General features: G+C 71.4%; 27 protein-coding genes and 1 tRNA gene. 18 read left to right on the top strand and 10 right to left on the bottom strand.

From position 1 onward, the window contains the following. Positions 1-6: 6 nt before the first annotated feature. From WFK95_RS18980 to WFK95_RS18990, 3 genes are all read right to left on the bottom strand, one after another. Positions 7-387, bottom strand: a complete 381-nt coding sequence (locus WFK95_RS18980; protein ID WP_336671596.1) for a helix-turn-helix domain-containing protein — start codon at positions 385-387, stop codon at positions 7-9. After that, positions 380-622, bottom strand: coding sequence for a thiamine-binding protein (locus tag WFK95_RS18985; RefSeq protein WP_224646370.1), 243 nt, complete (start codon positions 620-622; stop codon positions 380-382). Before WFK95_RS18985 ends, WFK95_RS18980 begins: the two co-directional genes overlap by 8 nt. A 112-nt stretch (positions 623-734) precedes the next feature. Then, positions 735-1,280, bottom strand: coding sequence for a TetR/AcrR family transcriptional regulator (locus tag WFK95_RS18990; RefSeq protein WP_336671597.1), 546 nt, complete (start codon positions 1,278-1,280; stop codon positions 735-737). A 71-nt stretch (positions 1,281-1,351) separates the two neighbouring features. Between WFK95_RS18990 and WFK95_RS18995 the strand changes: the two genes are divergently transcribed. Then, positions 1,352-2,323: an alpha/beta fold hydrolase gene (locus tag WFK95_RS18995; protein WP_336671598.1), complete on the top strand. Its 972-nt coding sequence runs from the start codon at positions 1,352-1,354 to the stop codon at positions 2,321-2,323. Positions 2,324-2,375: 52 nt separating this feature from the next. Next, the gene (locus tag WFK95_RS19000; RefSeq protein WP_336671599.1) at positions 2,376-2,678 is read left to right on the top strand and encodes a type II toxin-antitoxin system VapC family toxin; all 303 of its coding nucleotides are present in this window, start codon (positions 2,376-2,378) and stop codon (positions 2,676-2,678) included. Positions 2,679-2,681: 3 nt separating this feature from the next. On the opposite strand, the gene WFK95_RS19005 is transcribed toward WFK95_RS19000, so the two are convergent. Further along, positions 2,682-3,230 (bottom strand): isochorismatase family protein, encoded by a 549-nt coding sequence (locus WFK95_RS19005; protein WP_336671600.1) that lies wholly within the window; start codon positions 3,228-3,230, stop codon positions 2,682-2,684. Continuing rightward, positions 3,227-4,561, bottom strand: a complete 1,335-nt coding sequence (locus WFK95_RS19010) for a nicotinate phosphoribosyltransferase (protein WP_336671601.1) — start codon at positions 4,559-4,561, stop codon at positions 3,227-3,229. The genes WFK95_RS19005 and WFK95_RS19010 overlap by 4 nt, the downstream gene beginning before the upstream one ends. Before the next feature lie 18 nt (positions 4,562-4,579). On the opposite strand from WFK95_RS19010, the gene clpS reads away from it, so the two are divergent. The 11 genes from clpS to trbK are packed head-to-tail and all read left to right on the top strand — an operon-like array spanning position 4,580 to position 11,767. Continuing rightward, complete coding sequence (gene clpS, locus WFK95_RS19015) at positions 4,580-4,927, top strand: ATP-dependent Clp protease adapter ClpS (RefSeq protein ID WP_224646359.1); 348 nt, start codon at positions 4,580-4,582, stop codon at positions 4,925-4,927. Then, the gene (locus WFK95_RS19020) at positions 4,928-5,536 is read left to right on the top strand and encodes a DUF2017 domain-containing protein (protein ID WP_224646357.1); all 609 of its coding nucleotides are present in this window, start codon (positions 4,928-4,930) and stop codon (positions 5,534-5,536) included. Between the two features lie 28 nt (positions 5,537-5,564). Continuing rightward, complete coding sequence (locus WFK95_RS19025; RefSeq protein WP_336671602.1) at positions 5,565-6,005, top strand: M67 family metallopeptidase; 441 nt, start codon at positions 5,565-5,567, stop codon at positions 6,003-6,005. Beyond that, entirely contained in the window at positions 6,005-6,277 is a 273-nt protein-coding gene (locus WFK95_RS19030) for a MoaD/ThiS family protein (protein WP_224646353.1), read from the top strand. Before WFK95_RS19025 ends, WFK95_RS19030 begins: the two co-directional genes overlap by 1 nt. Beyond that, positions 6,274-7,242, top strand: coding sequence for a PLP-dependent cysteine synthase family protein (locus WFK95_RS19035; RefSeq protein ID WP_336671603.1), 969 nt, complete (start codon positions 6,274-6,276; stop codon positions 7,240-7,242). Before WFK95_RS19030 ends, WFK95_RS19035 begins: the two co-directional genes overlap by 4 nt. 36 nt (positions 7,243-7,278) lie before the next feature. Then, positions 7,279-7,929 carry a rhomboid family intramembrane serine protease gene (locus tag WFK95_RS19040; RefSeq protein WP_336671604.1) on the top strand — a complete coding sequence of 217 codons (651 nt, stop codon included), beginning with the start codon at positions 7,279-7,281 and terminating at the stop codon, positions 7,927-7,929. Positions 7,930-7,957: 28 nt separating this feature from the next. Beyond that, a complete protein-coding gene (locus WFK95_RS19045; RefSeq protein ID WP_224646347.1) occupies positions 7,958-8,719 on the top strand; it encodes a cyclic nucleotide-degrading phosphodiesterase in 762 nt (253 codons plus the stop codon). Between the two features lie 34 nt (positions 8,720-8,753). Next, positions 8,754-9,536 (top strand): ribonuclease PH, encoded by a 783-nt coding sequence (gene rph / locus WFK95_RS19050; protein ID WP_224646344.1) that lies wholly within the window; start codon positions 8,754-8,756, stop codon positions 9,534-9,536. Next, positions 9,533-10,153 (top strand): RdgB/HAM1 family non-canonical purine NTP pyrophosphatase, encoded by a 621-nt coding sequence (gene rdgB / locus WFK95_RS19055; protein WP_336671605.1) that lies wholly within the window; start codon positions 9,533-9,535, stop codon positions 10,151-10,153. The genes rph and rdgB overlap by 4 nt, the downstream gene beginning before the upstream one ends. Positions 10,154-10,180: 27 nt before the next feature. Next, on the top strand, positions 10,181-11,428 hold the full coding sequence (locus WFK95_RS19060) for an LCP family protein (RefSeq protein ID WP_336671606.1): 1,248 nt from the start codon (positions 10,181-10,183) through the stop codon (positions 11,426-11,428). A 57-nt stretch (positions 11,429-11,485) separates the two neighbouring features. After that, entirely contained in the window at positions 11,486-11,767 is a 282-nt protein-coding gene (gene trbK, locus WFK95_RS19065) for an entry exclusion lipoprotein TrbK (RefSeq protein WP_336671607.1), read from the top strand. Positions 11,768-11,836: 69 nt separating this feature from the next. Here trbK and WFK95_RS19070 read toward each other — a convergent pair whose 3' ends face one another. After that, positions 11,837-12,193 (bottom strand): hemophore-related protein, encoded by a 357-nt coding sequence (locus WFK95_RS19070; protein WP_224646336.1) that lies wholly within the window; start codon positions 12,191-12,193, stop codon positions 11,837-11,839. 339 nt (positions 12,194-12,532) lie between these two features. Here WFK95_RS19070 and WFK95_RS19075 point away from each other — a divergent pair, with 339 nt between their 5' ends. Beyond that, the gene (locus WFK95_RS19075) at positions 12,533-12,961 is read left to right on the top strand and encodes a hypothetical protein (RefSeq protein ID WP_336671608.1); all 429 of its coding nucleotides are present in this window, start codon (positions 12,533-12,535) and stop codon (positions 12,959-12,961) included. 165 nt (positions 12,962-13,126) lie between these two features. Here the strand turns inward: WFK95_RS19075 and WFK95_RS19080 are convergent, their stop codons facing one another. Together WFK95_RS19080 and WFK95_RS19085 are read right to left on the bottom strand one after the other, a co-directional pair. Beyond that, complete coding sequence (locus WFK95_RS19080) at positions 13,127-13,633, bottom strand: hypothetical protein (RefSeq protein WP_224646332.1); 507 nt, start codon at positions 13,631-13,633, stop codon at positions 13,127-13,129. A 38-nt stretch (positions 13,634-13,671) separates the two neighbouring features. Continuing rightward, a tRNA-Leu gene (locus tag WFK95_RS19085) sits at positions 13,672-13,753 on the bottom strand. Positions 13,754-13,839: 86 nt separating this feature from the next. On the opposite strand from WFK95_RS19085, the gene WFK95_RS19090 reads away from it, so the two are divergent. Beyond that, entirely contained in the window at positions 13,840-14,310 is a 471-nt protein-coding gene (locus WFK95_RS19090; protein ID WP_224646330.1) for a hypothetical protein, read from the top strand. Next, positions 14,307-14,684 (top strand): DUF3817 domain-containing protein, encoded by a 378-nt coding sequence (locus tag WFK95_RS19095; protein ID WP_224646328.1) that lies wholly within the window; start codon positions 14,307-14,309, stop codon positions 14,682-14,684. Before WFK95_RS19090 ends, WFK95_RS19095 begins: the two co-directional genes overlap by 4 nt. 66 nt (positions 14,685-14,750) lie before the next feature. Here WFK95_RS19095 and WFK95_RS19100 read toward each other — a convergent pair whose 3' ends face one another. Further along, a complete protein-coding gene (locus tag WFK95_RS19100; RefSeq protein ID WP_224646327.1) occupies positions 14,751-16,535 on the bottom strand; it encodes an AMP-dependent synthetase/ligase in 1,785 nt (594 codons plus the stop codon). 100 nt (positions 16,536-16,635) lie between these two features. Between WFK95_RS19100 and WFK95_RS19105 the strand changes: the two genes are divergently transcribed. Beyond that, positions 16,636-18,447 carry a DEAD/DEAH box helicase gene (locus WFK95_RS19105; RefSeq protein ID WP_224646325.1) on the top strand — a complete coding sequence of 604 codons (1,812 nt, stop codon included), beginning with the start codon at positions 16,636-16,638 and terminating at the stop codon, positions 18,445-18,447. Between the two features lie 109 nt (positions 18,448-18,556). Then, positions 18,557-22,774 (top strand): AAA domain-containing protein, encoded by a 4,218-nt coding sequence (locus WFK95_RS19110; protein WP_224646323.1) that lies wholly within the window; start codon positions 18,557-18,559, stop codon positions 22,772-22,774. Between the two features lie 27 nt (positions 22,775-22,801). On the opposite strand, the gene WFK95_RS19115 is transcribed toward WFK95_RS19110, so the two are convergent. Then, complete coding sequence (locus WFK95_RS19115) at positions 22,802-23,608, bottom strand: shikimate 5-dehydrogenase (protein WP_224646414.1); 807 nt, start codon at positions 23,606-23,608, stop codon at positions 22,802-22,804. Positions 23,609-23,656: the final 48 nt, after the last annotated feature.

The raw sequence follows: 23,656 nt of genomic DNA on the forward strand, positions 1-23,656 counted from the left end.
TCCAGGTCAGGCGCGCAGGCGGTTGAGGTAGTTGTACACCGTGAACCGGGTGACTCCGAGCGCCTCGGCCACCGTCTCGGTGGACTTGCGGAAGGTGAACGCGCCGCGCTCCTCGAGCAGGCGAACGGCTCGCTGCTTGTCCTTGCGGTCCAACTCGTTCAGGGGTGCTCCCAGTTCCTCCGCGAGCCGCTCGAGGAGGGTGTCCAGGTCGCCGGCGAGGGGCTCCGCCGGGTCCGCGGCGGAGAGGCGCACGCCACCCACGGTGCGGCCCTCCCAGCGCAGCGGCACGTCCGACGGCCGCAACTCGGCCACTGTCACGACGGTGCCGTCGATCCGGTCCACGAGGTCCCGCACGGCCTCGAGCAGCGGATGTCCGGGTTCAGTCATCGGTCCGCTCGATCTGCACGGTGACGCGGGTCGCGCCGCCTGTGAACGCCGCATCGAGGGCGTCCCGCAGTGCGTCGAGCACGGAATCGCGGTCACCCTCCACGGAGGTGCCGAGCGGACCGAAGTCGTGTTCCAGGCCGGCGGCCCGCAGTGCTCCGACGGCGCGGTCGGCGTGCGTCGGCACCGTTCCCTCGCCCTCGAAGGGTTCGCTGGTGAATTCGGCGGTCAGGCGCATGTCTGCACTGTAGCCCCGCCCCGATCGGAACTTAACAGCGTTAGCCCGCACTGCTTCCTGGGGAAACGTGTGCATCCGGCGCTCACTACCCGCGGGTCGGGTCCGGCGCGCGTCAGGTCCGGCGCGGGGCCGGGCCGGCGAGGTCGCGGACGGCGGCTTCGGCTTCGTCGGCGGTGACGACGCCGATCAGCGCGCGGTAGGCGAAGCCGTCCGCCGCGGCGAGGAGGGCCCGCGCGCGGTCGCGGTCACCGTCGAGCAGGTCCGTCGCGAGGTCCTCGGCGCCCCGCAGCGTCTCGTCGACGATCGCGCGGAGGCCGGGATCGGTGACCGCCTCGGCGAGGTAGGCGTACCAGACCTTCGCGCCGAGACGTCGCGCGCCGTCGCGCGGGATCGCGTGGGTGAGCAGCATCGTCAGGGCCTCGCCCGGATCGTCCGGGACGGGGTGGGCCCGCTCCGCCAGCGCCAGGTACGACGTGAGTGCGTGCCGGACGATGGCGTCGCGGGTGGGGAAGTAGTGCTGGATGCGGCCCATCGAGATGTCGCCGCGCGCGGCGATGGCGCGGAGGGTGACGGCGGCGATGCCCTCCTCGGCGATGATCGTCCATACGACGCGGTCGATCTCGGCGCGACGTTCCTCGTGGTCCACCTGCTTCGGCACCCGTCGATCGTAGCAATGCGAGTGCATCGCGAACTTGTTACAATGCGAATGCATTGTCAAGGAGGTGCGACATGGGACGACGGATCCGGCGAGCGGTGATGGTCGGAGCGGTGGCGGCGGTGGTCCTCGGTGCGGTGGGCGCCTACCTCGTGCGCGATCCGAGCCCCGTCGGGTACTGGCGGTCGGCGGACGCCCGCGCGACGTACCTCGAGCGGTACGACCGCGCCCTCCGCGACCTGCCGGCACCGTCGGAGACGCGGGACGTGCGCACCGGGTACGGCATCGTCCGCGCCTACCGGTTCGGGACGCCCCGGCCCGGGGAGGCGCCGATCCTGCTGGTGCCGGGGCGATCCTCGGGTGTCCCCATGTGGGCGGACGTAGTGGCGCGCCTGCGCGACCGGGAGGTCTACGCCGTCGACGCGCTGGGCGATGCGGGCATGAGCGTGCAGGACCGGCCGCTGGCCGGCGCCGACGACCAGGCGGCCTGGCTCGCGGAGACGATGACGGCCCTCGGGATCGGCCGCGCGCACCTCGTCGGGCACTCCTTCGGCGCGTGGAGCGCCGCGAACCTCTCGGTGCGCCATCCCGATCGGGTCGCCACCCTGACGCTGTGGGAGCCGATCCTCGTCTTCGCCGGGCTGCGCTGGCAGATGTACGTCGCGACGCTGCCCTCGGCGTTGCCCTTCCTGCCCGAGTCGTGGCGGCGGAAGGGACTCGCGTCCATCGGCGGGGCCGACGAGGCCGACACCACCGGCAGCCCGATCGGCGCCATGATCGACGCCGGCGCGGCGGGGTACCGCGCCGCGCTCCCGACGCCCGTCCAGCCCGACGACGCCGCGCTCGCGCGACTGACGATGCCCGTCTTCGTCGGACTCGGCGGCCGGAGCACGGTCACCGACACCGCTGCCGCCGAGCAGCGGGCCCGCACCCTGCCGAACGCGACGGTCCGCGTCTGGCCGGACGGGACGCACTCGCTGCCGATGGAGTACCCCGACGAGCTCCTTGCCGAACTGTCGGCCGTCCAGGCCCGGCAACCGTCGTGACCTGTCGTACGTACATGTACACAGCCGTACAAACCGTCCATGACCACCGTCAGTGCGCGCGGGTCTTGCGTCGGATGAGACGAAGCGATTGCTCGAGCTGGTCGGCCGGCTCGACCTGTATCCGTTGGATGACCCCACTGCGCACCTGGCGTTGTCGCTCGCGGTGTCCTACGGGCTCCGAGCCGCGGACTCCGTGCACCTCGCGACGGCGATCGCCGCGGGTGCCGATCGCTTCCTGACCAACAACCGCACGGACTTCCCGAAGTCGATCCGCGAGATCGACGTCATCTACCCGGACGACCTCCCGGATCCCGGCGACGACCCCGCGGGCCCCGGCGACGAATCCGGCGAATGACTCTCAGGCCACCGTGATCCCGGCGGCCGCGAACTCCGCCAGCGCGGCCCGCGTCGACTCCTCGGCGACGCCCGCGGTGTAGTCGGCGAGCACGCGCACCGTCAGGCCGGCGGCCACGGCGTCGAGGGCGGTGGCGCGCACGCAGTGGTCGGTGGCGATGCCGACCACGTCGACCGACGAGACGTCGTGCGCCGCCAGCCATTCCGCGAGCGAAGCGCCGTCCGGATCGTGCGCCTCGAAACCCGAGTACGCCGCCGAGTAGGCGCCCTTGCTGAACACCGGCACCCGCACCGGCAGCCGCAGGTTCGGGTGGAACTGCGCGCCCTCGGTGCGCGCCCGGCAGTGCACCGGCCACGAGTCCACGAAGTCCGGGGTCGCGGAGAAGTGCGCGCCGGGGTCGATGTGCCAGTCGCGGGTCGCGGCGATCACCGGATAGGACTCCAGCAGGTCGTCGTGGATGCGCCGCGCCACCTGCGCGCCGCCCGCGACGGCCAGCGAGCCGCCCTCGCAGAAGTCGTTCTGCACGTCCACGACGATCAGCGCCGTCGTCATCGCTTCTCCTCCAGGCGGGTCGGAATCGCGGGCTCGCCGTTCGACAGGCCCAGGCCCTCCCACGGCAGCGTCACCAGGGCGTTGCGCAGGTGCGCGCGCGCGTCCTCGAGGGTCGGCAGCCCGTCGACCTGGTCGCCGCCGCGCACCAGCGGGATCTGCAGCGGCGTCGCCGTGAGGTGCGCCGGCACCGTCGGGGTGGCCCCGGGCCGGTGCAGCAGCTCCTCGACGATGGTGCCGGTGCCGCGCGCGAGCCGCACGGCGCGCTTCTCGCCGCCCTGGGTCTCCTTGTGCGAGCTGCGTTTCGCGACGGGCAGGCCGTCGACCTCGACGAGCTTGTAGACCATCCCCGCGGTGGGGGCGCCCGAGCCGGTGACGAGCGAGGTGCCGACGCCGTAGACGTCGATCGGCTCCGCGCGCAGCGCGCCGATCGCGTACTCGTCCAGATCGCCCGACACCACGATCTTGGTCCGCGTCGCGCCCAGGCCGTCGAGCTGCGCCCGCACCTGCCGGGTGATGATGCCGAGGTCGCCCGAATCGATCCGGACGCCGCCGAGCTCCGGTCCCGCGGCCCGGACCGCACGGTTGACGCCCTCGGTGATGTCGTAGGTGTCCACCAGCAGCGTGGTACCGGGCCCCTGCGCCGCGACCTGGGCCGCGAAGGCGGCCTCCTCGTCGGGGCCGTCCGGGCCGGTGTGCAGCAGGGTGAAGGCGTGCGCGGCCGTGCCGCCCGACGGGACGCCGTACGTCCGGGCCGCTTCCATGTTGGAGGTCGTGGCGAACCCGGCGAGGTAGGCCGCGCGGGCGGAGGCCACCGCGGCCCGCTCGTGCGTGCGCCGCGAGCCCATCTCGATCAGCGGGCGCCCCGCGGCCGCGGACACCATACGGGCGGCGGCGGAGGCGATCGCGCTGTCGTGGTTGAGGATCGACAGGATCAGCGTCTCCAGGATCACGCCCTCCGCGAAGGTGGCGCGCACGGTCAGGAGCGGGGAACCGGGGAAGTAGAGCTCGCCCTCGCGGTAGCCGTCGATCTCGCCCGTGAACCGGTAGTCCTTGAGCCAGGCCAGCGTATCGGGGTCCAGGAAGCGCTCGACGACGGCGAGCTCGGCGGGACCGAAGCGGAACCGGCGGAGCTCGTCGAGCACCCGCGTGGTGCCGGCCACCACGCCGTATCGCCGGCCGGCGGGCAGCCGTCGCGCGAAGACCTCGAAGACACAGGGCCGGTGCGCCGTGCCGTCCTTGAGGGCCGCCGCGAGCATGGTGAGCTCGTACTGATCCGTGAGCAGGGCGGAGCTGCGCCAGGAGGAGTCGGCCCCGTTTTCATCTACCGTCACACTGGGTACCCTAGAACCATGACCGACAGCAGCGCAGCGGCCCCGGGAAGTGACGGTGGTCCGGGCGGAGGTTCCACTGCTGCCCAGCCCGGTACGTCCGCGGTGCTCGAACGCAAGACCGACGAGGCGCTCGACAAGCCCTGGGTCACCGTGGTCTGGGACGACCCGGTGAACCTCATGTCGTACGTGACCTTCGTGCTCCGGAAGCTGTTCGGCTTCAGCACGGCCAAAGCCAAGGAACTGATGATGCAGGTGCACACCGAGGGGAAGGCCGTGGTCTCCACGGGCGACCGCGACAAGGTGGAGGCCGATGTCCGCAAGCTGCATGCGGCCGGCCTGTGGGCGACGATGCAGCGAGACGACTGAGTGCGTAACTGGCAGGTCAAGCGGGGCGTGCGCGGCGATGTCCGCTTCGTCTCGAAGATGGATCCGGAGGAGGTCGGCCTCGTCCGGTCCCTCGTCGGATCCCTGGTCGAGTTGTTCGACGAGCGGGAGGACTCGGCACCGCACGACGACCTCGCCGAGCTGACCGGGCTGCGGACCGGCCACGCCGAGCCGCCCCAGGAGACCGTGCTGCAGCGCTTGCTGCCCGACTTCTACCGGCCCGACGCCAACGCGCCGGGCGCGACCGAGGCACCGTCGGGCGAGCTGGCCCGCGACCTCAACGGCGCGCTCCGCTCCCTCAACGAGCCCGAGGTGATCGACGCCAAGCGCGATGCCGCACAGACGGTGCTCGCCACCCTGCCCGAGCGGGCCGGCACCGTCTCCCTCACCGAGTCCGAGGCGCAGGACTGGCTGACCTGCATCAACGACCTGCGGCTCGCGCTCGGCACGCTGCTGGGCATCACCGCGGACCTGCCCGACGGGCCGTCCTCCGAGGACCCGGCCCGGGCCGGGCACGTCGACGTCTACCACTGGCTCTCGGCGATGCTCGACGTGCTGGTCTCGGTGATGCTCGACCGCGAGCCGGAATAGCGCGCGCCCGGCGGCGGTTGCACGGCACATGACGGAGCCGGGCCCGCCGCGCGGGTTGACGATCAGGCGCGACCTGGTGGAGCGGATGATCGCGCACGCGCGCCGCGACCACCCCGACGAGGCGTGCGGCGTCATCGCCGGGCCCGAGGGCTCCGACCGCCCCGAGCGGTTCATCGAGATGCTCAACGCGGAGCGCTCGCCCACGTTCTACCGCTTCGACTCGGGCGAGCAACTGCGCGTGTGGCGCGGGATGGACGACGCCGACGAGGAGCCGGTGGTGATCTACCACTCGCACACGGCCACCGAGGCCTATCCCTCCCGCACCGACGTGAAGTTCGCCTCCGAGCCGAACGCCCACTACGTCCTGATCTCCACCCGCGACGAGCTCGGCCCCGACGCCGAGGTCCGCAGTTACCGCATCGTCGATTCCGTGATCACCGAAGAGCCCGTCCACATCCTGGAGGATTGATGTCCGTCACCGTGTCCATCCCGACCATCCTGCGCCCGCTCACCGGCGACCAGAAGCGCGTGCCCGCCGACGGCGCGACGCTCGCCGCCGTCATCGACGACCTCGAGACCCGCCACGCCGGGATCAAGGACCGGCTCATCGCCGACGGCGCGCTGCACCGGTTCGTCAACGTCTACGTCGACGACGAGGACGTGCGGTTCACCGGCGGCCTCGACACCCCCGTCGCCGACGGGGGCACCGTCACGGTGCTTCCCGCGGTGGCGGGCGGATGAGGTTCGACTCGCTGCTCGACTCGCTGGGCGGGACGCCGCTGGTCGGGCTGCCGCGCCTGTCGCCCCGCTGGGACGGGTCCGACGGTGCGCCCTCCGTCCGGCTGTGGGCCAAGCTCGAGGACCGCAACCCGACGGGGTCGATCAAGGACCGCCCGGCGCTGCGGATGATCACGGAGGCGGAGGCCGACGGTCGGCTCCGTCCCGGCGACACCATCCTCGAGCCCACCTCCGGCAACACCGGGATCAGCCTCGCGATGGCCGCGAAGCTCAAGGGCTACCGGCTGGTGTGCGTGATGCCCGAGAACACCTCCGCGGAGCGGCGCCAGCTGCTCACCATGTACGGCGCCGAGATCATCTCCAGCCCTGCCGCGGGCGGCTCCAACCGCGCCGTGGCGGAGGCGAAGAAGCTCGCCGCGGAGCACCCGGACTGGGTGATGCTCTACCAGTACGGCAACCCCGCGAACGCCCGCGCGCACTACACGGGGACGGGGCCGGAGCTGCTCGCCGACCTGCCCGAGATCACGCATTTCGTCGCGGGTCTCGGCACGACGGGCACGCTCATGGGCACCGGCCGCTACCTGCGCGAACACGTGCCCGGCGTGCAGATCGTCGCCGCCGAGCCGCGGTACGGCGAGCTCGTCTACGGGCTCCGTAACCTCGATGAGGGCTTCGTCCCCGAGCTCTACGACGAGACGGTCCTGACGCGGCGGTTCTCCGTGGGCGCCTACGACGCGGTGCGCCGCATGCGGCAGCTCATCGACGACGAGGGGATCTTCGCCGGCGTCTCCACCGGCGGGGTGCTGCACGCCGCGCTGGGCGTCGCGAACAAGGCCCTGGCCGCGGGCGAGCGCGCCGATGTGGCCTTCGTCGTCGCGGATGCGGGATGGAAGTATCTGTCGACCGGCGCGTACGACGGTACGTTGGAAGATGCGGAGGAGGCCCTCGACGGCCAGCTCTGGGCGTGAGTGAAGCACCGCCTCCGCTCGCGCGAGGAGGTCGCCATGACGGTTCCCATCAAGGACGAGCGGTCGCCCGTGCGGCGGGTGGCCGGGAGCACGGCCGGACGGTCCGCGATCGTGATCGCGGTCTTCGTCGCCGCGCTATGGGCCATCGAGGTCGTCGACACCGTCGCCGGCAACTCCCTGGACCAGTGGGGCATCCACCCGCGTGAGGGTGGCGACGCGATCCGCGGGATCGCCGCCGCTCCGCTCCTGCACGGCGGTTGGGAGCACCTGGCCGCCAACAGCGTTCCGGCGCTGATCCTCGGTTTCCTGGGCCTGATCGCTGGTGCCGGCCGGTTCCTGCTCGCCACCGCGATCATCTGGCTGGTGTCGGGCGTCGGCGTGTGGGTGACGGGCGGCACGAACACCGTGGTGATCGGGCTGTCGGGGGTGCTGTTCGGCTGGATGACCTACCTGGCGGTGCGGGGGCTGTTCACCCGCAAGCCGCTCGACATCATCGTCGGCGTGACGCTCATGGTGCTCTACGGAGGCATGCTGTGGGGCGTTCTGCCCGGTCAGCCCGGTGTCTCGTGGCAGGCGCACCTGTGGGGCGCCGTCGGCGGCGTGCTCGCGGCGGTGCTGCTCGGGCGCCGCGCCCGCACCGAGTCCGGACCTGGCAATTCCCGTGAGGTCGGCGCGATTGCCTCGTGACGATCGCGGATCTGGCAGCATGTGCTTCATGCGTCTCACCATCCTCGGGTGTTCCGGCAGCGTCGGCGGTCCTCGGGCGGCCTGCTCGGGATACCTCTTGGAGGTGGACGGGCAGGATCCGGTCGTCATGGATTTCGGACCCGGGGTGTTGGGGGAGTTGCAACAGCGAGTCGACCCGAACACGGTCACCGTCATGCTCTCGCACCTGCACGCCGACCACTGCCTCGACGTGCCGTCGCTGCTCGTGTGGCGGCGCTACCACCCGGAGCCCGCGGTGGGCCGCGCCCGCCTGATCGGCCCCGCGGACACCCCGGAGCGCCTGGGGCGCGCCTCCGCCGAGTCGGCGGCGATGCTCGACGACATCTCCGACACGTTCGACTTCTCCGCGTGGGCCGAGGGTGAGGACCACGTCGTGGGCGGCCTCACCGTGCGTCCCTTCCGCATGTTCCATCCGCCCGAGTCGCACGGCTTGCGGATCACGTCGCCGAGCGGCAAGGTCCTCGCGTACACGGGCGACACCGGCGTCTGCGACAACCTCGTCGAGGTCGCCCGCGGCGCGGACGTGATGCTGGCCGAGGCCAGCTGGACGCACGACCCCGCGAACCGCCCGCTGGGCGTGCACCTCTCGGGCGTCGAGGCCGGCCAGGCCGCCGCGGACGCGGGCGTCGGGCGGCTGCTGCTCACCCACATCCCGCCGTGGACCTCGCGCGAAGCGGTGCTCGCCGAGGCGCGCTCCGTCTACGACGGGCCGGTCCACGCCGTGACGGGCGGCGACGTCTTCGAGCTCTAGCGCCCCCGCCGACGGGAGGCGATAGGCTGGGGCCGTGAGCAGACGCGCAGACGGCAGGGCCGACGACGAACTCCGCCCCGTGACCATCACCCGGGGATTCACGCAGAACCCCGCCGGTTCGGTGCTGGTGGAGTTCGGCAACACCAAGGTGCTGTGCACCGCCAGCGTCGAGCTGGGCGTGCCCGGCTGGCGCCGCGGATCGGGCCAGGGTTGGCTGACCGCCGAGTACTCGATGCTCCCCGGCGCCACCCACGAGCGCAGCCGCCGCGAGTCCACCAAGGGCAAGGTCGGCGGCCGCACCCACGAGATCTCCCGCCTCATCGGCCGGTCGCTGCGCGCCTGCATCGACCTCGCGGCGCTGGGCGAGAACACGATCGCCATCGACTGCGACGTGTTGCAGGCCGACGGCGGCACCCGCACCGCGTCGATCACCGGCGCCTACGTCGCGCTGTGCGACGCCGTGACCTACCTCGGCGCCGCCGGCAAGCTGACCGACCCGCAGCCCATCTCGTGCGCGATCGCCGCCGTCTCGGTGGGCGTCGTCGACGGCCGCGTCCGGCTCGACCTGCCGTACGAGGAGGATTCGCGCGCCGAGGTCGACATGAACGTCGTCGCCACCGACACCGGCACCCTCGTCGAGGTGCAGGGCACGGGCGAGGGAGCCACCTTCGCCCGCACCACCCTCGACTGGATGCTCGACTCCGCGGTCGCCGGCACCGAGAAGCTCTTCGCCGTGCAGAAGGAGGCGCTCGCGGCGCCGTACCCGGGCGTGCTGCCGGAGTTCGAGGGCGAACAGAAGAAGAAGTTCGGGCAGTGACCGGCACCCGGCTGCTGCTCGCCTCGCGCAACGCGAAGAAGCTCCGCGAGCTGCGGCAGGTCGTCGCCGACGCGGGCATCGTCGGTCTCGAGGTCATCGGGCTCGACGAGGTCCCGGCCTTCGAGGAGCTGCCCGAGGACGCGCCGTCGTTCGAGGGCAACGCGCTCATCAAGGCCCGGCAGGGCTACGAGCGGACCGGACTGCCCTGCCTCGCCGACGATTCCGGCATCTGCGTCGACGCCTTGAACGGCATGCCCGGCGTGCTCTCGGCGCGCTGGTCCGGCCGCCACGGGGACGACCCGGCGAACACCGCCCTGCTGCTCGCGCAGATCTCCGACACCCCGGACGAGCGGCGCGGCGGCGAGTTCGTCTCGGCGTGCGCCCTCGTGGACGGCACGGGGGAGCGGACGGTGCGCGGCACCTGGCGCGGCACCGTCCTGCGGGAGCCCCGCGGCGACGGCGGGTTCGGCTACGACCCGGTCTTCCTCCCCGACGGCTCGGACCGCACCGCCGCGGAGCTGACCGCGGAGGAGAAGAACGCGATCAGCCACCGCGCGCGGGCGCTCGCCCAGCTGGTGGAGCCGCTCCGGGCACTCGCGGCGCGCGTCCCCGAGTAGCGCCGCTCCGCGCGGTAATGTCGCCGCGTGAAGCGCAGACCGTCGGGAGCGCGGGGTGGCCGCGTGGCCATCGCGCTGCTGTCGGCCGTCGTGCTCGCCGTCACCGGAACCGTCTGGTGGAGCACCAATCTGGTGATCGGCGGCTTCAACGTCTCGCGCGCGCTCGCCGAGGCCAAGGTGGCGAAGTCCACGGGCGGTGCGAAGAACATCCTGCTGATGGGGCTGGACACCCGGCGTGATCAGAACGGCGACCCGCTGCCCGCCGACGTCCTCGAGCAGCTGCACGCCGGTACCAGTGACAACGGCGGCTACAACACCAACACGCTGATCCTCCTGCACGTGCCCGCGGACGGGAAGAAGGTGACCGCCTTCTCGATCCCGCGCGACGACTACGTGACCTTCATGGGCGTCGAGTCGAAGAAGAAGGGGAAGATCAAGGAGGCGTACGGCACCCGCAAGGCCGAGGTCGAGGACAAGCTGGCCGCGACGGGCGTCTCCGACCGCAAGGAGCTCGAGAGCAAGGCCCGGGAGTCGGCGCGCGCCGCGACCATCGCCACCGTCGGCCGGCTCGTGGGTGTGCCGATCGATCACTTCGCGGAGGTCAGTCTCGTCGGCTTCTACGACCTCGCGCAGACCCTGGGCGGCGTCGAGGTGTGTCTCAACAACCCGGTGCGCGACAGCTACTCCGGCGCCGCCTTCCCCGCCGGTCGGCAGAAGCTGAACGCCGCGCAGTCGCTGGCCTTCGTCCGGCAGCGGCACGGGCTCGCCGACGGCGACCTCGACCGCACGCACCGGCAGCAGGCGTTCATCGCCGGCGTCATGGTGCAGCTGCAGAAGCAGGGCGTCTTCGGCGACGTCCGGAAGCTGCAGTCCCTGATCGCCGTGGCGCAGAAGGACGTCGTCGTCTCCGACGGCTGGGACCTGCAGGAGTTCGCGCAGCAGGCCGGCCAGATCGCGGGGACGAACCTCACGTTCACGACGCTGCCAGTGCTCGGCTACGACATGATCGACCAGCAGGCCGTGAACCTGGTGGATCCGAAGGCCATCCGTGCGCAGGTGCAGAAGGCCTTCGGGCAGTCCGTGCCCGAACCCGATGACGCCGAGGAGACCTCCGACGCCACCGAGGTCGCCGGCGCGACGCCGGCTCCGAAGCCCGTGGGCTTCACCGCGCCCCGCGCGCCGGGTACGACGACGATGCCCACGTCCGCCGCGGCGGGCCCGGTGCCCGACTCCGGGACGACCCTGCGCGGCGGCGAGATCCCCTGCGTCGACTGATGCGACCGGCGTCTCGGTAGGGTCGACCCGTCCCGTCATCCAGCCGGAAGGTGCCCCATGTCGAAGCCCACGAACGGAATCCGCCTCGGTGCGGCGGTGCTCGCCGTCGCCGCGCTCACCCTCACCGGCTGCACGAAGCAGGGCGGTGACACCACCTGCGAGAACTACCAGAAGATGTCCGACGCGGACCAGCGTGACCAGGTGACGAAGCTGTACAAGGACAAGCACGGCGACGAGCCCTCGGCGCTCGTGATCACAGGACTGCAGCAGCAGGCGATCGTCTACTGCAAGACGGCGGGCAAGCCGGATTCGAAGATCAAGGAGATCCCGATCTCCTGACGGATCGTGCTCGTACGGCGAAGGCGCCGACTCCCGGTGGAGTCGGCGCCTTCGTGGTGCGTGGGGCGATCAGTACTGCGAGCAGGTCGACGCGACGACGCCGATCGTCTGATTGATCTTCCCCTGGTTCTGGCCGTAGTACGCCGCGAGCTGCGGGTTCTGCCGGCCCAGCTCGTGGATCCGAGCGGTGCGCTCGGCGGGCGGCAGCGTCAGGATCCGTTCGGCCTCGGCGCGGCCGCCGGGCACCTGATTCACCATCGTCGCCGCCTCGGGCGCGACGGCGACCAGCGCGCGTTCGACCTGGGCCACCGTGCAGTTCGTGCCGGGTACCGGGTCGGACGGTGCCGCCTGAGCCATCGCGGCGGGGGCCAGGGCGAGGGCGCCGGCAGCGCCGGCGGTGGCGGCGATCTTCCATCGTGTGAGCATGTCGTTCTCCCTTCGTCGTCGCTCGGATCCACCGGTGGGCGGTCCGAGCCACTCCTCCGAACGTAGCGGGGTGAAACTGAGTTCCTCCGAAGAGAATTCACAGGCATTCACAGGAGGCGGACGGGTTCGGCCGGGAAAACCCACTATCGCCTGGAGCTTCTTTCATGAGAAGCGACGAGGAGATCTCCGCAAACGGCATCCTCTGTTGTCCTATGTCCGCCGGTGATTGGCCGGCGGTGTGGTAGCGGCGAGTGGCGGTGCGTTGCGTGCGGGCGTGCCCGACTGTTCGGAGGCCTGCCATCTGCACTGTTGTCGATTCGGTGCGCTATGTTAAGCATCATGAACTCAGGTCATCGGTCGGAGGTCGCGGCGATCTCGGCATTCGCGCTGCCTCTCGTCGCGCTGGTGCTGCTGTCCGGCTTCAACGGCTTGAGCCCAGATCTGGTGTCGAAGGTCCGGGTGGATCTTGTGCTGATCGGCTTGGCGGTCTGCGCACTGGGCGGGTTGGGCCTGCTGTCGCTCGGTCGAGGCGCGGGGATTCTCGGCTTCGTCGCCGCCGTCGTGGTCGGGCTCTGCGACGTCGGAGCGATGATCGCCGGCGCATCTGCCGTGTCGGCGATCTCGAGCGGCGACGTACCCGGGTTCGCCGTCGGGCTCGGGCAGGTGGTGGCGGTGGCATTGGCGGCTGCAGGCGTGGCGTTCGTGGTCCACCTCGCAACCTTCACGCGGCCCGGGCGGGGCGACGGCGCACCGTCGCGCGAGGTCTGACGGCCACGCCGCACGCCGAGCGCCGCGGGGCAATCGGCAGCGCGCACCTGCGCCGGTCTCGTTGCCTTGCTGCTGATGTGGAGGATGAGTTGATCGGCGGCGGGCGCGTTCCTCGTTCCGGCCCGGAGTGCCCGAGGCGTAGGAGCTCCGGCCGGTGGCTCGACGCTAGAGCAGCGCGCGGGCGGCCGTCGCGGCCGCCGCGACGACGAGGGGGAGGCCGAACATCGCGGCCAGGCCCGTCGGGCTCAGCTGCTCGCGGACGTGGAACATGTAGTCGCCCCATCCCTCGGCCGATTCGGTTCCGCGGACGACGACCCACGACGGACGCCACCAGCACAGCACGATCCAGTCGAAGATCAGGTCGATCACGCAGAACGCGAACAGGGTCGCGAAGGCGATCCCGTAGGCCTGCAGGAACCCGGAGGCGGGGGCACCGTCGATCCAGGTGACGGTGGCGGTGAAGACCGCCCCGACGAGCGTCACCAGAAAGAGCGTTGCGAGCGCGGTGCCACGGCGCCGCTCCGCTGCGGAGAACTCGGGCATCAGGGCGCGGACGTCGGCGGGGTAGTCACCCGCGAGAGCCGCCTGGCCCCACGTGGCGCAGGCGAACAGCGCGACGGTGGGGAGGAGGAGCAGCGGCAGTGCAACGCCGAGGAAGTGCGAGAGCCACATAGGTAAACCTTACCTTAGTGACGAAGTGTTTCGGAGAGTGCGCCCGGGGGGACTTGAACCCCCACCCGTCTCCAGACAGGAACCTAAATCCTGCGCGTCTGCCAATTCCGCCACGGGCGCGTGCGGCAGTGGATGGTTCTCCGCTGCGGCGCAGGTCACGATACCGGCATTCGGACACCGCCGGGTTGACGGGTACCGTCGAGGTCGTGAAACGTCGTCGTCATCGCCCCGCGCTGATCGCGTTCGTCGTGATCGCCGCCGTGGCGTTCCTGGCGCTCGGCTGGTGGCAGTGGGGGCGCTTCGAGTCCACCGCGGGCTCCGCGCGGAACCTCGGCTACGCCCTGCAGTGGCCGCTCTTCGCCGTCGCGGCGGTCTGGGGCTACCGCCGGTTCGTGCAGCTCGAGGACGAGGCGGAGCTGCAGGACCGGCTCGTCGCCGAGGCCGAGGGAGGCGCGGATGCCGCGCCCGAGGATTCCCCCGTCGAGCGACCGGCCCTCGCGCCGCGGTCGACGGTCGCGCCCGCGGGCACGCTGACCGCGATCCCGGACGGCTTCCTGCCCACCCGGGTGGCGGCACCGTCGGCCCCCGACACCGCGCCGGACGACCCGGCGCACGACGAGTACAACAAGCTCCTCGCCGAACTGGCGGGGAGCGAGCAGACCGAGGAGAAGAAGTGACCGACGCACCCGCGCCGACGGCGGAGAAGCTGGCGGCCAAGCGCCGTGACCAGGTGGCCGCCGCGCTCAAGCGCTACCGCTTCATGGCAACCCTGACAGGTGTCATCCTCCTGGTCTTCTGTGCGGAGATGGTCTACAAGTACGCTTTGGCCCCGGCGTTCGGCTGGGAGAGCCCGGAGTGGCTGTTCTACTTCGGGGCCGTCCACGGCTGGTGCTACTTCATCTACCTGATCATCACCGTGGATCTGGGGTCGAAGGTCCGATGGCCCGCGAAGCGGTTCTTCCTCACGCTCCTCGCCGGCACGATCCCGTTCGCTTCGTTCTACTTCGAGAAGAAGAACTCGGACGAGATCCGCGCGCAGTTCGACCTCTGACGCGCCGCGAACGCGAACGCCGCCCACTCCCGCAGGGGAGGGGCGGCGTTCGTCGTCCGGGGGCGATCAGGCGTAGATCGCGTCGACCTCGTCGCCGTACTTGTCCATGACGACGTTGCGCTTGACCTTCAGCGTCGGGGTGAGCTCGCCGCCCTCGATGGTGAAGTCGGTGCTGAGCACGCTCCACTTCTTCACCTGCTCGGCCTTGGAGACCAGCGCGTTCGCGGTCCCCACGGCGGACGCGATCTCGGCGAGCAGGACGTCGTTGGCGGCGGCCTCCTCGAGCGTCATCTCGGCCGGCAGCCCGTGCGCCGCGAGCCAGCCCGGCAGCGCCTCCTGATCGAGGGTGATGAGCGCGCCGACGAAGGGCTGCTTGTCGCCCACGAGCATCGCCTGCGAGACCAGCGGGTGCTGGCGCAGCGCGTCCTCGGTCTGCGCGGGCGCGACGTTCTTGCCTGCCGCGGTCACCAGGATCTCCTTCTTGCGGCCCGTGATCGACAGGTAGCCGTCGGCGTCGAGGGAGCCCAGGTCGCCGGTGTGGAACCAGCCGTCCTGCAGCGCCTCGGCGTTCGCCTCGGGCAGGCCCCAGTAGCCGCCGAAGACGACGGGACCGCGGAGCAGGACCTCGCCGTCGTCCGCGATGGCGACCTCGTTGCCGGGCACGGGCCGGCCGACGGTGCCGATCCGCTGCTCGGTGGGCGTGTTGCAGGTGATGGCCGCGCTCGTCTCGGACAGGCCGTAGCCCTCGTAGACGGTGACGCCGGCGCCGCGGAAGAAGTGGCCCAGGCGCGCGCCGAGCGGCGCGCCACCGGAGACGGCGCAATCGCACTGGCCGCCGAGCGCCTCGCGCAACTTGGAGTAGACCAGCTTGTCGAACAGAGCGTGCTTGAGCTTGAGCACGAGCCCGGCGCCGCCCGTGTCCCGGGCCTTGCTGAACTCGATGGAGGTGTCCACCGCAGCGTTGAAGATCTTGCCCTTGCCGGCCTCCTCGGCCTTCGCGCTCATGGTGTTGTACACCTTCTCGAAGACGCGCGGCACGCTGAGGATGTAGGTGGGCTTGAGCTCGCCGAAAAGGCCCGTCAGGTTCGACAGGTCGGCCGTGTGCGCGACCCGGATCGAGTGCTGGACCGCGGCGACGGAGATGGCGCGCGCGAAGATGTGGGCGAGCGGCAGGAACATCACCGTGCTGGCGTTCTGCCCGGCCATCTTGTCCAGGCCCGCGTGGATCGCGTCGTACTCGCTGAGCAGGTTGTCGTGGGTGAGGACGACACCCTTGGGCTTGCCGGTCGTGCCCGACGTGTAGACGAGCGTCGCCTCCGCGGCGGCGTCGACGGCGGTCGCGCGCGCGAGGTAGTCCTCGTCCGAGACGCCGGCGCCGTCGGCCACCAGGGCGTCGACCAGGCCGTCCTCGATGACCCACACCTGCGTGTCGGCGGGCACGCCCGCGGCGATCCGGTCGGCCGTGGCCCGGGTGTCGGTGATGAGCGCGACGGACCCGGAGTCCGCGAGGATGTGCTCGACCTGCGCGGCCGAGTTCGACTCGTACACCGCCACCGTCGAACCGCCGACGGACCAGTTCGCGTAGTCGAGGAGCGCCCACTCGTACCGCGTGGGGCTCATGATCGCGATCCGGGTGCCCGGCGCGATCCCGCGGGCGATGAGGCCCTTACCGACCGCGGTGATCTGCTCGTTGAACTGGGCGGCGGTCACGGGCGACCAGCCGGAACCGGAGGGGCGCAGGAACAGTTCCGTCGACGGTGCCGACGACGCGAGATCGCGGACCCGCGTGGTCAGATTGTCGGACGGTGCGTGGGTCCGGGTCGGTTCCGTGGACTCGATGCGCAACTTCATCTCCTCATGCAGATAGTGGAATGAGCACAACCTATCGGAGGATGTCCGATTCCGATAGTGTTTCGCGTGCGCGGCGGATACCGCTTATGCTGGGGAAACAATGTCTGATGAATTCGGTGCTGAGCGCACCGCCCCCGCCGCCGTCGTCAACGACGCGCAGGCTCCGGAGAACGAAGCCGAACCGGTGACCTTCCTCGACCTCGGAATCGATGAGCGCGTGCTGCGCGCTCTCGCCGAGGTCGGCTACGAGAACCCCTCGCCGATCCAGGCCGCCACCATCCCGCCGCTGCTCTCCGGCAGCGACGTCGTCGGCCTCGCGCAGACCGGCACCGGTAAGACCGCCGCGTTCGCCGTGCCCGTGCTCTCCAAGATCGACGGAGACAGCCGCAAGCCGCAGGCGCTCGTGCTGGCCCCCACCCGCGAGCTCGCGCTGCAGGTGTCGGAGGCCTTCGGCAAGTACGCAGTGCACATGCCCAACATCACCGTCCTGCCGATCTACGGTGGCCAGAGCTACGGCGTGCAGCTCTCGGGCCTGCGCCGCGGCGCGCAGATCATCGTCGGTACCCCGGGCCGCGTGATCGACCACCTCTCCAAGGGCACCCTCGACCTGTCGAACCTCGAGTTCCTGGTGCTCGACGAGGCCGACGAGATGCTCACCATGGGCTTCCAGGAGGACGTCGAGCGGATCCTCGCCGACACCCCGGAGTTCAAGCAGGTCGCGCTGTTCTCGGCGACCATGCCGCCGGCGATCCGCAAGATCTCCAAAAAGTACCTGCACGACCCGGTCGAGGTCACCGTCAAGTCGAAGACGGCGACGGCGTCGAACATCACGCAGCGCTACCTGCAGGTCGCGCACCAGCGCAAGCTCGACGCGCTCACCCGCCTCCTCGAGGTGGAGGAGTTCGACGGGATGATCATCTTCGTCCGCACCAAGTCGGCCACCGAGGAGCTCGCCGAGAAGCTGCGTGCCCGCGGGCACGCGGCCGCCGCGATCAACGGCGACATCGTGCAGGCGCAGCGCGAGCGCACGATCGGCCAGCTCAAAGAGGGCAAGATCGACATCCTCGTCGCCACCGACGTCGCCGCCCGCGGCCTCGACGTCGAGCGGATCAGCCACGTCGTGAACTACGACATCCCGCACGACACCGAGTCCTACGTGCACCGGATCGGCCGTACCGGCCGTGCCGGCCGCAAGGGCGACGCCCTGCTCTTCGTGACCCCGCGCGAGCGGCACCTGTTGCGCGCCATCGAGAAGGCCACCCGGCAGCCGCTCACCGAGATGGGGCTGCCGTCGGTCGAGGACGTCAACGCGCACCGCGTGGAGAAGTTCGGCGAGTCCATCACCGAGAATCTCACCAACGACCACCTGCAGATGTTCCGCAGGCTGATCGAGGACTACGTGGGCGCCAACGACGTGCCCCTGGTCGACGTGGCCGCGGCGCTGGCGCTGCAGTCGCGCGACGGTGCCTCGTTCCTGCTCAAGCCCGATCCGCCGGAGCGCGAGCGCAACGCCCGCGACCGCAAGGACCGCGACTTCGGTGACCGCGACGCCCGGCCCGCCCGGGGCCGGGACCGGGATCACGACCGGGAGCCGTCGACCCATCGCAAGACGGGCCGCCCGATGGTGCCGTACCGGATCGCGGTGGGGAAGCGGCAGCACGCCACCCCGTCGCAGATCGTCGGCGCGATCGCCAACGAGGGCGGGCTGCGGCGCAGCGACTTCGGGCACATCAGCATCCGCCCGGATCACAGCATCGTGGAGCTGCCGGACGATCTGGACCGGGACGTCTTCGACGCGTTGGAGCGGACCCGCATCTCGGGTCAGCTGATCAACCTCGAGCGCGACCCGGGCGCACCGTCGGGCCGGCCGAGCGCGGGCAAGCAGCGTTTCCGCGCGGGCCGCAAGCGGTGACGAGCGTGTCGGCGTTTGCTCACAGATGTATTAACCTTTAGTCAAGGTGTAGCTCGACCCGGGCGCGCCGACTGTCGGCTGCGGCCGACCCGAGAGACTCGAGGAGCGCATGACCGCCGCCGGTGACCAGGGCGACGGCCCCGGTGGCCGTCGGGATCGCGTCGTCCGTCTGCTGCAGTACCTGGACGAGCTGATCCGGTCCCGGTCCGTCGTGACGCGGGACCTCGACGATCACCTCGCGGTGCTGCCGCTCACCGGCGACGGTGCCCTCACCGACAGCTGGGACGCCGACGCCAAGCCCGGCGCCACCATCTTCACGGTGCCGCGTGACGACGCCCCGGACTCGCCGCACTCCCGGCTGCTGCGCGTCTTCGACGAGCTGACCGACCACCCGGAGTCGGTGGAGCTGGTGCTCGCCTCCGGCCTGCTCACCGCCCGCGACGGTGACACCGCCATCCGCGCGCACCTCCTCACGCAGCCCGTGCTGCTCGAGCGCGACCGGCGCGGCAAGCGGCTGACGGTCGTGCTCCCGCGCGACTCCGTGCCGCGCGTCGAGGACTCGCTGCTGCTGGCCGGGCTCCCGTCCTTCGACCTCTCCGGCTCCGCCGAACTGCAGACGGAGCTGCGCGAGAACGCCCGCACCGTGCTCGATCCCGCGTGCCAGGAGTTCACGTCGACGTGGCTCGGCGCCGCGGCGAAGGACGGGGGAGCGCACGTCGAGTTCGCGCCGGCGCTCGTCCTCCGCACCCGCGGCTCGGCGCCCCTGCTCGGCTTCTACGACGCGATGAAGGCCGACGTCGCCGACCCCGAGCGCGACGTGCCGATCGGGCTCGCGCAGCTCGTCGAGGGCGTGAGCTCGGAGGAGCGGATCCGGCAGCTCGCGGTGGACGGCGCGATGAGCCCGCTCGAGCTCCTGGACGAGGCCTACTACGTGCTGCCGTCCAACGTCGAGCAGCGGGACATCCTGGCGCACATGGGCGCCGACTCCGGCGTCGTGGTCGAGGGACCGCCCGGGACCGGCAAGACCCACACCATCGCGAACCTGCTGGCCGCGCTGCTCGCCAAGGGGCAGCGCGTGCTGGTCGTCTCCGAGAAGGCGCAGGCCCTCGCCGTGCTCGAGGAGAAGCTGCCGCCGGAGGTGCGCCAGCTGGTCGTGTCCGTCACCGACGTGACCAAGGACGGCTCGGCCTCGCTCGCCGCGTCGGTCACGGAGATCGCCACCCGCAAGTCCACGTACTCCGAGGCCCTCGCCGACGCCGAGATCCGCGACCTGCGGGCCAAGCGGGACCGCGCGATCGAGCGCCGCGAGGAGCTGGTCCGCGAGGTCTGGTCGCTGCGCACCGCCGAGAGCGAGGACTCCGACTGGCTGGCGTCGGCCTACTCCGGCAAGCCGGCGGAGATCGTCGCCCAGGTCCGCCGGGACGCCGACAAGTACTCCTGGCTGCCCGGCCCCGTCGACGGCGCGGTGCCCCCGCTCGACACCCGCGATTTCGACCGCCTCGTCGCCCTGCTGCGGCGCAACGACGAGAACTTCTCGCGCCGCCTCGCGCACAACCTTCCGAACCTCTCCGAGGTCCCCGACGCCGACGAGCTCGAGGCGCTGTGCGCCACCCTCGCCGATTCCCCGTTGGCGGGCGCCGACAGCGGCGCGCTGACGCACGTCCTCGGCGGCGTCGACGCCGATCGCCTCGCCGTGATCCGGGCCCGCGCCGACCTGATCCACGAACTCGTGGGGCGGGTGCGCCGCTACCCGCCGTCCGCGCAGCTGCTGGCCGAGGACATGCTCATCGGGGACCGCGCGCACCTCGCCGCGAGGTTGGGCGGCCTGGAGGAGCAGATCGCCACGGCCCGCAACGCCGACGGCGAGCTCGAGGGCGTCGTCGTCCAGCTCAGCGACACCCCGGACGCCAACGATCGCGCCGCGATCGAGGACTACGCGCGCCACCTCTCCCTGGGCAACGAGCCGCGCAAGCGGTTCCGCAAGCCCGAGCAGAAGCAGTTCGAGGCGACCGGTCTCGGCATCGTCGTCGACGGTGTCGACGGGGCCGACAAGGCGCACCTGCGCGCCGCCGCACAGCATCTCAAGGTCGAGGACGTGATCGGCCGCGTCGGCGACGTGCTGCGCGCGCTGGGGCTCGAGGCGCCCGCGACCGACCCGTCCGGGCGCACCGCGACCCGGGGCCGCAGCGAGCGGCTCAGCCAGGCCGCCGACCAGCTGCTGCGCGCACGCACCGTCGTGCGCCTCGTCGCCGAACGGGATCGCCTGGTGGAGGCCATGCAGGCCCTCTCCGAGCACGCGCCGCGACCCAAGGACCTCGCCGAGACGGATCAGACCGCCCGCCAGGTGATCGCGATCTCCGCCGCCGCCGGTGCGCGCGACGCGCACAGCCGGCTCGACGCCATCCGGGTGCAGGTGCAGGAGATGGTCGAGCGCGGACCGTCGCCCGAGGGCGACGCGATGGTCGCCGCCCTGCGCGGCTACAAGTACCCCGCGATCCGCGACGCCCGCCGCGCCTGGGACGCCGCCCGCGCCGAGCGCGACGACCGCGGCGCGCTGGACCTCCTCGCGCTGCGCCTGCGGACCAAGGCGCCCGCCCTGTTCGACCTCGTCGCCCGCACCGCCGACGACCCCGTGTGGGACGTCCGGGTGCCCGAACTGGCCGCGGCCTGGTCGTGGCGCCGCGCGGTCACCTGGGCCGCGTCCCGCGTGCACCCCGGCGACGACGCCCAGCTCGAGGCCGACCTGCAGGCCGCGGAGCAGGACGTGGCGCACTACACCACCCGGATCGCGACGGCGAGCGCGTGGCGGCAGTGCCTGCGCCGCATGACCTTCGACGAGATCCAGGCGCTGCACGCCTACCGCGACCATGTCTCCTCGATCGGGCGCGGCTCCGGCCGGCACGCCGAGCGCTTCCGCGTCGCGGCGCGCGAGGCGATGCGGCAGGCGCAGTCCGCCGTCCCCGCGTGGATCATGCCGATCTCGCAGGTCGTCGCGTCGATCTCCCCGGAGCGCAACGCCTTCGACGTGGTCATCGTCGACGAGGCCAGCCAGGCCGACATCACCAGCTCCTTCCTGCTGTGGCTCGCTCCGCGCGTGATCGTCGTGGGCGACGAGAACCAGTGCGCGCCCTCGGCGTTCACCGGCGTCAGCCTCGACGACGTCTTCGCCCGGCTGGACGCCCAGCTGCCCGACATCCCGCCCTACCTGCGCGACTCGCTGACCCCGCGGTCCAGCCTGTTCACCCTGCTGCGCACCCGCTTCGGGCACACCGTGCGGCTCCGCGAGCACTTCCGGTGCATGCCGGAGATCATCGACTTCAGCTCGCGGCAGTTCTACAGCGATGCGCCGCTGATCCCGGTGCGGCACTACGGCGCCGACCGCCCCGTCCCCCTGCGCGTCACGCACGTGCCGAAGGCGAAGGTCGTGGGCGAGGGCGCGCGGATCAGCAACCCGACGGAGGCGCAGGCCATCGTCGACCAGTTGGTGCGCTGCTTCGCCGACCCGCTCTACGCCGGACGCACCTTCGGCGTGATCGCGCTGCAGGGCCAGGGGCAGGTCGACGAGCTGTACCGGCGGCTGCGCGAGAGCATCGACCCCGACGAGTGGGACGCCCGTCGCCTGCGCGTGGGTACGCCCCCCGACTTCCAGGGCGACGAGCGTGACGTCGTGCTCCTGTCGATGGTCGTCGCGCCGGACTACCGCTTCCGCGCGCTGACCGGCCGCGACTTCCAGCGCCGGTTCAACGTCGCCGCGTCCCGCGCCCGCGATCAGCTGTGGCTGTTCACGTCCGTCGACGAGCAGGACCTCAAGGCGAACGACCTGCGCGCCTCGCTGCTGCGCTACGTCACCCGTGCGGACGTCGAAGTGGCGCAGCCGATGCCGCCCGACGTGCCGACGGATCGTCGCGTCGAGCCCTTCGACAACCTCTTCGAGCAGCAGGTCTTCGTGCGGCTGCGCGACATGGGCTACCACGTCAACCCGAAGGTCGTGGTGAACAACCGCTCCATCGACCTCGTGGTCACCGGCGAGCAGGGCCGGCTCGCCGTCGAGTGCGACAGCGCCGACTTCGCCTCGACGCCCGAGCAGGCCCGGTCCGACATCGAGCGCGAGCGCGAGCTCCGACGGTGCGGCTGGGAGTTCGTCCGCGTCCGCGAGTCCGTCTTCGCGACCGACGCCGACGCCGCGATGTCCGTCGTGGTGCAGGCGCTGGACCGCCGGGGCGTCCGCCCGCTGACCCTGCAGCGCGCCCTCACCGTCGGCGAGCGCGCCGACGACGGCTCCGTCGAGCTGTGGGAGCCCGTCGGGCTCGACATCGATACGGAGTAGGCCGCCCGACACCCGGGCGACCCCGGATCAGGCGCGCGAGTACTCCGACGCCACCCGGACCAGCTCGGGGTCGGGGCGGACGCCCGTGTAGAGCACGAACTGCTCCGCGGCCTGCAGCGCGATGACCTCCGCACCGGTGATCACCGTCGTGCCCGCGGCGCGCCCGGCCCGCACCAGCGGCGTCTCGGGCGGCATCGCCACCACGTCGAAGACGGTGTCCGCCGCCGCGATGAGCGCCGCCGGGAAGGAGAGGTCCTCGGCCGCCGGACCGCCCGCCATGCCGACGGGTGTCGCGTTGACGAGGACCCGCGCACCGTCGGGCGCCTCGGTCGCGTGTCGGAAGCCGTACAGGTCCGCGAGCGCGGAACCGGCGCCCGCGTTGCGGGCCACCACGGTCACGTCGGCGCAGCCGTGGTCGCGCAGGGCGGCGACCACGGCCTTCGCCATGCCGCCCGAGCCGCGGACCGCGACGGGGAGCGTCGGATCGACGCCGTGCGAGGCCAGCAGGGAGGCGACCGCGGCGTAATCGGTGTTGTACGCGTGCAGCACGCCGTCCTCGTTGACGATCGTGTTGACCGAGTCGATCGCACTCGCCGACGGCTCCATCACGTCGACCAGCTCGATCACGGCCTCCTTGAACGGCATCGAGATCGCGCAACCCCGCACGCCGAGCGCCCGCACGCCGCCGATGGCCGCGGGCAGGTCCGAGGTGGTGAAGGCCTTGTAGAGGTAGTTCAGGCCGAGCTCGCGGTACAGGTAGTTGTGGAACCGGGTGCCGATGCTGCTGGGTCGGCCGGACAGCGACATGCACAGCACGGTGTCGCGGTCGGGCATGGCGATCGAGTCGTTCACCCCGCTCACCCTAATCCGGCGGATCGGGAA

The organism is Tsukamurella sp. USMM236 (genome assembly GCF_037148755.1).
Lineage (GTDB): Bacteria > Actinomycetota > Actinomycetes > Mycobacteriales > Mycobacteriaceae > Tsukamurella.

Excerpts from the sequence above, each read along its gene's own strand:
- WFK95_RS18995 (WP_336671598.1), top strand. The coding sequence starts at position 1,352 with ATGGGACGACGGATCCGGCGAGCGGTGATGGTCGGAGCGGTGGCGGCG.
- WFK95_RS18980 (WP_336671596.1), bottom strand. The coding sequence starts at position 387 with ATGACTGAACCCGGACATCCGCTGCTCGAGGCCGTGCGGGACCTCGTG.
- WFK95_RS19035 (WP_336671603.1), top strand. The coding sequence starts at position 6,274 with ATGAGGTTCGACTCGCTGCTCGACTCGCTGGGCGGGACGCCGCTGGTC.
- WFK95_RS19075 (WP_336671608.1), top strand. The coding sequence starts at position 12,533 with ATGAACTCAGGTCATCGGTCGGAGGTCGCGGCGATCTCGGCATTCGCG.
- WFK95_RS19030 (WP_224646353.1), top strand. The coding sequence starts at position 6,005 with ATGTCCGTCACCGTGTCCATCCCGACCATCCTGCGCCCGCTCACCGGC.
- WFK95_RS19110 (WP_224646323.1), top strand. The coding sequence starts at position 18,557 with ATGACCGCCGCCGGTGACCAGGGCGACGGCCCCGGTGGCCGTCGGGAT.
- trbK (WP_336671607.1), top strand. The coding sequence starts at position 11,486 with ATGTCGAAGCCCACGAACGGAATCCGCCTCGGTGCGGCGGTGCTCGCC.
- WFK95_RS19105 (WP_224646325.1), top strand. The coding sequence starts at position 16,636 with ATGTCTGATGAATTCGGTGCTGAGCGCACCGCCCCCGCCGCCGTCGTC.
- WFK95_RS19005 (WP_336671600.1), bottom strand. The coding sequence starts at position 3,230 with ATGACGACGGCGCTGATCGTCGTGGACGTGCAGAACGACTTCTGCGAG.
- WFK95_RS19115 (WP_224646414.1), bottom strand. The coding sequence starts at position 23,608 with ATGCCCGACCGCGACACCGTGCTGTGCATGTCGCTGTCCGGCCGACCC.
- WFK95_RS19070 (WP_224646336.1), bottom strand. The coding sequence starts at position 12,193 with ATGCTCACACGATGGAAGATCGCCGCCACCGCCGGCGCTGCCGGCGCC.
- WFK95_RS19080 (WP_224646332.1), bottom strand. The coding sequence starts at position 13,633 with ATGTGGCTCTCGCACTTCCTCGGCGTTGCACTGCCGCTGCTCCTCCTC.
- WFK95_RS19025 (WP_336671602.1), top strand. The coding sequence starts at position 5,565 with ATGACGGAGCCGGGCCCGCCGCGCGGGTTGACGATCAGGCGCGACCTG.
- WFK95_RS19040 (WP_336671604.1), top strand. The coding sequence starts at position 7,279 with ATGACGGTTCCCATCAAGGACGAGCGGTCGCCCGTGCGGCGGGTGGCC.
- WFK95_RS19045 (WP_224646347.1), top strand. The coding sequence starts at position 7,958 with ATGCGTCTCACCATCCTCGGGTGTTCCGGCAGCGTCGGCGGTCCTCGG.
- WFK95_RS19100 (WP_224646327.1), bottom strand. The coding sequence starts at position 16,535 with ATGAAGTTGCGCATCGAGTCCACGGAACCGACCCGGACCCACGCACCG.
- clpS (WP_224646359.1), top strand. The coding sequence starts at position 4,580 with ATGACCGACAGCAGCGCAGCGGCCCCGGGAAGTGACGGTGGTCCGGGC.
- WFK95_RS18985 (WP_224646370.1), bottom strand. The coding sequence starts at position 622 with ATGCGCCTGACCGCCGAATTCACCAGCGAACCCTTCGAGGGCGAGGGA.